This is a genomic window from Streptococcus sp. 1055, from assembly GCF_013276815.1.
GTDB classification, from domain to species: Bacteria; Bacillota; Bacilli; order Lactobacillales; family Streptococcaceae; genus Streptococcus; species Streptococcus pseudopneumoniae.
The window spans coordinates 1-8,425 of sequence record NZ_VMLT01000014.1 but is presented as its reverse complement, the minus strand read 5'-3'; the positions used below and the strand labels follow the sequence as shown (position 1 = coordinate 8,425).

Annotated in this window: 8 protein-coding genes; 4 read left to right on the top strand and 4 right to left on the bottom strand. The window is 36.0% G+C overall.

Annotated features, from left to right (window positions below):
* Positions 1-315: 315 nt before the first annotated feature.
* The 3 genes from HT699_RS01625 (at position 316) to HT699_RS01615 (ending at position 3,761) form a co-directional block, all read left to right on the top strand.
* Positions 316-1,245 (top strand): sugar ABC transporter permease, encoded by a 930-nt coding sequence (locus tag HT699_RS01625; RefSeq protein WP_007284784.1) that lies wholly within the window; start codon positions 316-318, stop codon positions 1,243-1,245.
* A gap of 13 nt (positions 1,246-1,258) precedes the next feature.
* Positions 1,259-2,182 carry a carbohydrate ABC transporter permease gene (locus tag HT699_RS01620; RefSeq protein WP_000818350.1) on the top strand — a complete coding sequence of 308 codons (924 nt, stop codon included), beginning with the start codon at positions 1,259-1,261 and terminating at the stop codon, positions 2,180-2,182.
* Positions 2,183-2,285: 103 nt separating this feature from the next.
* Positions 2,286-3,761: an ABC transporter substrate-binding protein gene (locus HT699_RS01615; RefSeq protein ID WP_023939101.1), complete on the top strand. Its 1,476-nt coding sequence runs from the start codon at positions 2,286-2,288 to the stop codon at positions 3,759-3,761.
* 192 nt (positions 3,762-3,953) lie between these two features.
* Here HT699_RS01615 and HT699_RS01610 read toward each other — a convergent pair whose 3' ends face one another.
* The 4 genes from HT699_RS01610 to HT699_RS01595 form a co-directional block, all read right to left on the bottom strand.
* Positions 3,954-4,568, bottom strand: a complete 615-nt coding sequence (locus HT699_RS01610; protein WP_000130637.1) for an ATP-binding cassette domain-containing protein — start codon at positions 4,566-4,568, stop codon at positions 3,954-3,956.
* Positions 4,569-4,570: 2 nt separating this feature from the next.
* Positions 4,571-5,398 carry a hypothetical protein gene (locus HT699_RS01605; RefSeq protein WP_000402862.1) on the bottom strand — a complete coding sequence of 276 codons (828 nt, stop codon included), beginning with the start codon at positions 5,396-5,398 and terminating at the stop codon, positions 4,571-4,573.
* A gap of 825 nt (positions 5,399-6,223) precedes the next feature.
* A complete protein-coding gene (locus tag HT699_RS01600; RefSeq protein ID WP_000760378.1) occupies positions 6,224-7,300 on the bottom strand; it encodes a hypothetical protein in 1,077 nt (358 codons plus the stop codon).
* A 148-nt stretch (positions 7,301-7,448) separates the two neighbouring features.
* Positions 7,449-7,841 (bottom strand): hypothetical protein, encoded by a 393-nt coding sequence (locus HT699_RS01595; protein WP_000183090.1) that lies wholly within the window; start codon positions 7,839-7,841, stop codon positions 7,449-7,451.
* 246 nt (positions 7,842-8,087) lie between these two features.
* Between HT699_RS01595 and HT699_RS01590 the strand changes: the two genes are divergently transcribed.
* Positions 8,088-8,237, top strand: coding sequence for a DUF3502 domain-containing protein (locus HT699_RS01590; RefSeq protein WP_338132250.1), 150 nt, complete (start codon positions 8,088-8,090; stop codon positions 8,235-8,237).
* The last annotated feature ends 188 nt before the right edge of the window (positions 8,238-8,425 follow it).

Below are 8,425 nucleotides of genomic sequence, written 5' to 3'. Positions count from 1 at the left end.
CAATATACTTCGTTATTGGACGGTTACTTTTCTTCTGAAAATACTAGCTAGCATCAGTTGTCCTAAAATTTAGTGTCAGTGCGTCATAACAAGGTATCTATCATTAGGCTAATAGAGATAAAATAAACAATTGATTTAGAACATTTGTTTGATAGTGGTGATAAAGTTTTAAATCTGCTACATAATTTGTGGAGTTTTTTCTATAATTAGGAGTTTAACCTAATCTGCAAATTGGAGTATACTAATAATGTAATCGTTATCAAAAGTCTAAAAAGGAATTTTTAGATGGATATCAAAATAAAAAGGGAGGAAATTATGAATAAGTTTTCAAAAACCTTGAGAGACAACTGGATCTTTCTCTTGATGGTTTTGCCAGGGGCACTCTGGTTGATTCTATTCTTCTACATTCCAGTATTTGGGAACGTGGTTGCCTTCAAAGACTACCACATGACCAGTAATGGTTTCATAGATAGTATCATAAATAGTAAATGGGTCGGACTCGATAATTTCAGATTCTTATTTAGTTCAAGAGACGCCTTTATTATCACACGAAATACGGTTCTCTACAATCTTGGCTTTATCTTTCTAGGTTTAGTTGTATCTGTAGGGATTGCCATTATCCTCAGTGAGCTCCGTTCCAAGAGAATGGTTAAGATCTTCCAAACTTCTATGTTGTTCCCTTACTTCTTGTCTTGGGTTATCATCAGTTTCTTTACAGATGCCTTCCTAAATATTGATAAAGGGGTGTTCAATCATTTATTGGAAAGTCTTGGTCTAAAAGAAGTCAACTTCTACGCTGATTTGGGAATTTGGCCTTATCTCCTACTTTTCCTAGGTATTTGGAAAGGTTTTGGATATAGCAGTGTCATGTACTATGCGACAATCATGGGAATTGATCCAACCTACTATGAAGCAGCGACAGTAGACGGAGCCAGCAAATGGCAGCGCATTCGCAATGTAACCATTCCGCAGTTGACACCGCTGGTAACTGTATTGACCATCCTTGCAGTCGGAAATATCTTCCGTGCAGACTTCGGTCTTTTCTACCAAATCCCTCACAATGCTGGTCAGCTTTATAACGTAACCAACGTCTTGGACGTATATGTATATAATGGATTGACCCAGACAGCAGATATCGGGATGGCTTCAGCAGCAGGTCTCTACCAATCAGTAGTCGGATTGATTCTGGTGGTTCTATCAAACTTACTGGCAAGACGAGTTGATCCAAACTCAGCTTTGTTCTAGAAAGGAGGAGAATATGGCAGAAAAGAAAATTAAAAAAGAAAAAATTGATAATGTCGGCATTCACTCCTTCAGTAAGAAAGCAGATATCTTCTTCAGTACCATTTCGGGTTTGATTGCCCTCTCTTGTATCCTACCCTTCGTATTCGTTATCATTATTTCAGTGACGGACGAGAAAAGCCTCCTCCAATACGGCTATAGCTTCTTCCCATCCCAATTTGGATTAGACGGTTTTGAGTTTTTGGCACAGTTTAAGGATAAAATCTTACAAGCCCTCTTCATTTCTGTCTTTGTAACCGTAGTTGGGACATTTACAAATGTCTTTATCACAACAACCTATGCCTACGCTATTTCACGGACAACCTTTAAGTATCGCAGATTCTTTACCATCTTCGTTCTGCTCAGTATGTTGTTCAACGCTGGTTTGGTACCAGGTTATATCATGGTGACTCGTGTGCTTCAGCTTGGGGATACTGTTTGGGCCTTGATTGTTCCAATGCTTCTCTCGCCATTCAATATCATCTTGATGCGTTCCTTCTTCAAGAAGACCATTCCAGAAGCCATTCTCGAATCGGCTCGTATCGATGGTGCTAGTGAGGCTCGGATTTTCTTCCAAATCTGTTTGCCATTGTCACTACCAGGTATCGCAACCATCACGCTTTTGACAGCACTTGGTTTCTGGAATGACTGGTTCAACGCCCTTCTTTACATCAAGAGTGACAACTTGTATCCATTGCAATATTTGCTTATGCAAATCCAGCAAAATATGGACTACATCGCCAAAGCGGTCGGCTTGACTGGTCAACTGGGAGTTGCTCTACCGAAAGAAACGGGACGTATGGCCATGGTTGTGGTTGCAACCCTTCCAATCGCGATTTTGTATCCATTCTTCCAACGCTACTTTGTAAAAGGTTTAACTATCGGTGGTGTGAAAGAATAGTGCTTATTGAGGAAAAACATTTCTCAGTTCCCAACTTCCCTTGCGTGAAGTTAACATCATTACATTGTTTATAAGTTTAAAAATAAAAAAAGGAGTTTTTATCATGAAAAACTGGAAAAAATATGCTTTTGCATCTGCTAGTGTAGTCGCTTTGGCTGCAGGTCTTGCTGCTTGTGGAAACTTGACAGGTAACAGCAAAAAAGCTGCTGATTCAGGTGATAAACCTGTTATCAAAATGTACCAAATCGGTGACAAACCAGACAACTTGGATGAGTTGCTAGAAAATGCCAACAAAATCATCGAAGAAAAAGTTGGTGCCAAATTGGATATCCAATACCTTGGCTGGGGTGACTATGGTAAGAAAATGTCAGTTATCACATCATCTGGTGAAAACTATGATATTGCCTTTGCAGATAACTACATTGTAAATGCTCAAAAAGGTGCTTACGCTGACTTGACAGAATTGTACAAAAAAGAAGGTAAAGACCTTTACAAGGCACTTGACCCAGCTTACATCAAGGGTAATACTGTAAATGGTAAGATTTACGCTGTACCAGTTGCAGCCAACGTTGCATCATCTCAAAACTTTGCCTTCAACGGAACTCTCCTTGCCAAATATGGTATCGATATTTCAGGCGTTACTTCTTACGAAACTCTTGAGCCAGTCTTGAAACAAATCAAAGAAAAAGCTCCAGATGTAGTGCCATTTGCTATTGGTAAAATTTTCATCCCATCTGATAACTTTGACTACCCAGTAGCAAATGGGCTTCCATTCGTTATTGACCTTGAAGGCGATACTACTAAAGTTGTAAACCGTTACGAAGTGCCTCGTTTCAAAGAACACTTGAAGACTCTTCACAAATTCTATGAAGCTGGCTACATTCCAAAAGATGTCGCAACAAGCGATACTTCATTTGACATTCAACAAGATACTTGGTTCGTTCGTGAAGAAACAGTAGGACCAGCTGACTACGGTAACAGCTTGCTTTCACGTGTTGCAAACAAAGATATCCAAATCAAACCAATTACTAACTTCATCAAGAAAAACCAAACAACACAAGTTGCTAACTTTGTCATCTCAAACAACTCTAAGAACAAAGAAAAATCAATGGAAATCTTGAACCTCTTGAATACGAACCCAGAACTTTTGAACGGTCTTGTTTACGGTCCAGAAGGCAAGAACTGGGAAAAAATTGAAGGTAAAGAAAACCGTGTTCGCGTTCTTGATGCTTATAATGGAAACACTCACATGGGTGGATGGAACACTGGTAACAACTGGATCCTTTATATCAACGAAAACGTTACAGACCAACAAATCGAAAATTCTAAGAAAGAATTGGCAGAAGCTAAAGAATCTCCAGCGCTTGGATTTATCTTCAATACTGACAATGTGAAATCTGAAATCTCAGCTATCGCTAACACAATGCAACAATTTGATACAGCTATCAACACTGGTACTGTAGACCCAGATAAAGCGATTCCAGAATTGATGGAAAAATTGAAATCTGAAGGTGCCTACGAAAAAGTATTGAACGAAATGCAAAAACAATACGATGAATTCTTGAAAAACAAAAAATAATCAGCTAAATTGATTTCGTGTATTCATTCCTAACTCCTAAAATAAGAATCACTGCTTTCCTCAGGTTTATCTGGGGGAGGCAGTGGTTTTTTTGAATGAAAAATAAACCAACTAATATAATTCAGGTATAGTTGGTCTTTTTGTATAAAATTGCTATTTTATGAGGAGTGTTGTCTCTATAATAAATCATTCTTATCCCAAGTATAGAACTTCATCACAGAGACATTCGATATCTTGCTCTATATGAGAAGCTAGAATAATAAGTTTCCCCTTTTCTTTTAGGTGGAGTAATTTTTCTCGAATTTTTTGAACAGATTGCTTATCAAGTCCGTTCATTGGTTCATCTAAGAGTAATATATCTGGATTTTCCATAAAAGCCTGTGCTAGAGCTAATTTTTGTTTCATTCCTAAAGAGTAGTGTTTTACTTTTTTAGAAGAACTAGGATCGAGTCCTACATCTATCATACTCTGAATGATTTCTTTCTCTCCTATTTTATTTTTGATTAGAGCTAGTTGATGTAAGTTATCAAAACCAGAATAACCTTCCAGAAATCCTGGAGTCTCAATAATAACACCTACACTTGGTAAGAAAGGAAAATCTATTCCAAGTATGTTTCCATCTAATTCGATTTTTCCTTCAGTTATACCTTCTAATCCCGCTAAACACTTGAGTAAAACTGTTTTTCCTGAACCGTTATATCCAACAATTCCGTATATATTTCCACTGGAAAATTCAAAGGAAAGGTCTTCAAAAATTACATTGTGTTTATAGTTTTTACGAATAGATTTTAAATGTAAGTCTGTCATATCTATTGTCTCCTTATTTTTTTCATAACAACTAGGATTATGGTGAGCAAAAGGTATAAAAGTAGGATACGAGTAATTATTTCTGGTAGGGATAGTAAGCCAGAATGGGCTTCGTATTTAATATAATGGAAGTCTAGCCAAGTTAAAGGAGATAAAAATTTAATCCAGAAACGTGAAGCTTCTGTAATAAATAATTCTACAATAACTAATCCACAGGCTAAGGTATTTCCTAAATTAGAATAATAACTATTGAAAACGAAAATCACTCCCCCAATCAATATGAACATAAGGAATAACAATAAGAATATTTGAAAAAAAGCGCCATAGGGAGAATAATATTGCAGTATAATTGAGCGTAGATGCGTCATGCTATCAACACCTTCCGGAAATGAAATGCGTCCTTGAGCTAGGGAGGGTAGGAGACGTCCCCAATGATTTGAAAGGTGTAGTGTAGGGAGAAAAGTGATTAAAATGCTGATGATTTGGTAAATCGAAGCGATTAAGCTCGCGATAAGCAGATAAATAAACTGGGAGAGCATCCACTTTTTCTGTCCGATTTTTAAGATTAACCAAAACTGGAAAGTATCTTTTAAAGGAAGATTGCTAAATAGTAGTATGACAGATAAAATAGAAATTGCAGTGAACCATTGACTCGTGAAGAGAACAGTTACAATGCTGACAGGATAAGTTTCTTTGAAGTGATTAGCTAAATTAGAAAAAGGTAGCATTAAAATCAAAGTATAGAGGTGAAAGAAAATTAAGATAGGCAACAATCGTTTAAAGGTGAATTGTTGTTTTAAGAGAATAGTTACTACACGTATAATCTCCATAAGATTACTCCTTATCATAAAAATGCCAATGTTTTTTAAGAGCTAGTCGAATGATCTCTATTGACAAAAGTGCCCATAGAGTTAAGAAAATATAAGGATAAAGCAACGAAAAAATATTTCGAAAGTTTTCGTCACCTACTTGAAAATATGCTAGCCCTTCTCGTAAATAATCATCTGTCGTTAAGACGATATGTGGTAGAGTAAAAAAGGGAGAACTCTCTCTAAACCAAATGTTGTGAGGACAAACCAGGCTGTACTTGGAAGAAGATAGACCATTAACACATTAGGGTAAAAAACGGAAAGAACTCCACCTAATAGAGTAAAGAATGCAAAATAGAGTCCAATTAGACTAATGAGAAGGAAGTAGAAAAGGAATATAAATCCTTGATTTAACAACCACTGATTGCTAAAGGTAGATGAATAGTATGAATTAGTAAGGGGAAAATAAAAGGAGAGGAGAACTAAAAAACAGAATCCTAAGGTCAGTCCTACAAAATAAGAACGGAAAATTAACCGTTTGACGAAGGAAGAAGCGTATTGTCGCAGAGACATACGACTAAGTAAAAAAGGAAGTCTATTTTGATGGTAGTCTTGTGAAAAGTCTGTTACTACAGTTGAAGCTGCCGTTAAGATATATAATGACATTGCTAGATTTCTAGAGAAGGAGAGCATGAAATAATCAAGGACTGCAAATGAATTTCCTCCGTCTAGTTTTATTGTTAAATCTGTATAGGACATCATCAATGCAACTACTAAGGAAAAGAGTAATCCAATCCAAATCCTCCAATCTTTTAGCGTATATTTAAAGAGGGGGAGTATTTTCATCTAACTTACCTCTTTCCAGTTTGTGGGATCGATAACTATTTTATCTATACGATCTTTTTCTTTGATTTTAAAGATTAGGAAGGGACGATAGAGATTTCCTCCATAGAGTTCTTTTTCTTGAGTGGGAATAGGTATATACTCAATTGTAAATGACTCAATATAAATTGGACTGTCCAGAATCAAATTTTCGTATTTTTCTTTTAAGACGTCTAATCCTTTTTGGACAGAAAGAGTCGCCATTTTATCTATTTTTTGAGTCGGTAAGATAACACCAGATAAATCAATTCCTTGAATCCCTGCTTGGGTGATGATAAAGTTTAGGTCAGGACCATGAATAAAACTAATCTCTCCGGATGAACCTAGCTGAGTTTCGCCATCAATAACTCTTTTACTAGAAAGTTTTGGAAAAACAGTAACATAGCACATATCAGTCAGATTGTTTTTGTCTATCTTTGTTCCTTTTAATTCTTTGGCATTTCTTTCGTAGGTTGGGAGATACTCAAGGAGTGTTTCTTTTGAGATAGCGTAGATGAGATAATCATAATCGTCAAATCCTAATTGGAGGGTATTTAGAAATTGCTTAACTTTGTTAACACCATCTTCTTTTGAAAATGGAAGTTCTTCTTTAAAGTCGGTTAGATTTAGATTATTTTCAATAGCGTCTAATCGTAGGTTGTGGAAAACACTTGATAGATCTGATATTTGATCAGATGTTAAATGAATCCATGATCCAGTTTTATTGACGGTAATATCTGCTCTGGTCTTTCCTTTTTGGAGTCTGGTTAAAGGATTCTTATCGGCACTAATTTCACTAATTTCACTATCGCTTCCCATAAAATTTTGGATAGCTGTTACCAATGTTTCTTTGTCTCCTTTTTTTGAGTCCCAAAAAGGCAATTCTTCTTTATAGGAGGTATCTATCTGGTCTGATAGATAGATTTGCTCTGTTATCTCTTTATAACCTTCTTTTATGGGAAGATTTTCCTTATTTATCTCAGTTGTTTGCTTTTGGCTATATTGACAAGCTGTTAAAAAGATAAAGGGAAGAATAAGTAGAAATAATAGGTATTTTTTCATAGTAAAAAACTCCTTTTAAAAAAGGAGCAGAGGCATGACACTTTTAAGATGCGGCCTCCACTCTTAGAAGGGGGCTTTAGGCTAGCGAGCGCTCAAATGATTAACTAGCGAATAACCCAATGTTTGCTACTTTTTGTTTTGAGACGAATTAAGGGTCAAAACGTCCTGTAATATTCGAGTCGAGCCAACCATATTTAGAGGCGTTGAGATAATAATAACGTCCAATTGTCCCATAACCGTCATTATAGTGAAGATTATAGCGACCATTTGAATCAGCTATTTTCATCTCAGTTGCAGGTTCATCCTCAGCAGCAGTCCAAGCGCGAATTCTGACCTTTTTTCCCCAACCAAGACCACCTGTGATATTAGCAACAGCAGGGGAGCCGTCTGTTTTTTCAGTTTTTCGGCTACTAACGGAATAGTCTTCGCGTGTAACATGAAGATTGAAATACACCATCTTAGCAGAAACAGTCTGACTAGCTAAGGGGAGTAAGCAAGCGACTCCCAGTCCTAATGCGATGCATTTTTTCAAATTTGTCATCACAATACCTCCTTTGTATTTCAGTGAAATCGATTTCATTTACATTGTACTACTTTTTTTTATAATGTCAACCGCAAAATAAAGTATTTGTGATTGTGTGTAATTCGAATGTGATAATGTCTTTATAAAATAAGTTATTAGATTTACATATCTCATAAAATATGGTTAAATTATTATATTGAATTTAGAATAGTACAGCATCTCTTCTAAAATATTGTGATAAATTGATTTGGATTCCAAAATTAAATTGCTCGATTCTTATTTCATTTTATTATATTTGACCCAGATAAAGCGATTCCAGAATTGATGGAAAAATTGAAATCTGAAGGTGCCTACGAAAAAGTATTGAACGAAATGCAAAAACAATACGATGAATTCTTGAAAAACAAAAAATAATCAGCTAAATTGATTTCGTGTATTCATTCCTAACCTAACTCCTAAAATAAGAATCACTGCTTTCCTCAGGTTTATCTGGGGGAGGCAGTGGTTTTTTGGGCACAAGGATATAGATATTCCTGTTTTCTCTTATCTTTATTTTAATACTCAATGAAAATCAAAGAGTAAACTAGGAAGCTAGCCGCAGG